This window comes from Mesorhizobium sp. M2C.T.Ca.TU.002.02.1.1, assembly GCF_003997225.1.
The window spans coordinates 1-545 of the sequence record NZ_RZTO01001475.1; the positions used below are offsets into that span (position 1 = coordinate 1).

The window sequence follows — 545 nt, forward strand, 5'->3', positions numbered from 1 at the left end:
GGCCCAGGTCATCCGCCATGTGATCCTGCCCAGCGCGCTGCCGTCGATCCTCACCGGCCTGCGCATCGCGCTCGGCGCCGGCTGGTCGACGCTGGTGGCGGCCGAGCTGGTGGCGGCGACGCGTGGGCTCGGCTTCATGATCCAGTCGGCGGCGCAGTTCCTGGTCACCGACGTGGTGGTGATGGGCATACTGGTGATCGCGATCATCGCCTTTGCGCTCGAATTCATCATCCGCCGGATCGAGCGCGTGCTGGTTCCCTGGGCGGGGCGGGAATGAACGAAAGCGAAGGAGTAGGACTTGTGACCCATTCCACCGCGGTGCTGTTCGCGCATGTCGGCGCTTGGCTGTTGCGCCTGCCGCCGAGCGACAAGCGCGTCGAGGACGGGCGGCCCGAGGACGAGCCGAAATCGCCGACGCCGGTGTCGTTCGCCGGCGAACGCGATCGCCTGCCGCCGCGCGACGAGAGCTTCTACTGGGCCTGGCAATACTGGTCTCAGTGAGGGCGTCGTCATCGCGCGCTAGCCCCTGCGACTTCGTCATGTAT

Annotated in this window: 2 protein-coding genes; both read left to right on the top strand. The window is 67.5% G+C overall.

All coding sequences use genetic code 11. From position 1 onward, the window contains the following. A partial coding sequence (locus EOD07_RS36820; protein WP_127238533.1) for an ABC transporter permease subunit occupies nucleotides 1–277 on the top strand: 277 nt, incomplete at its 5' end. Between the two features lie 23 nt (nucleotides 278–300). Then, nucleotides 301–501 (top strand): hypothetical protein, encoded by a 201-nt coding sequence (locus EOD07_RS36825; RefSeq protein ID WP_127238534.1) that lies wholly within the window; start codon nucleotides 301–303, stop codon nucleotides 499–501. Nucleotides 502–545 lie beyond the last annotated feature (44 nt).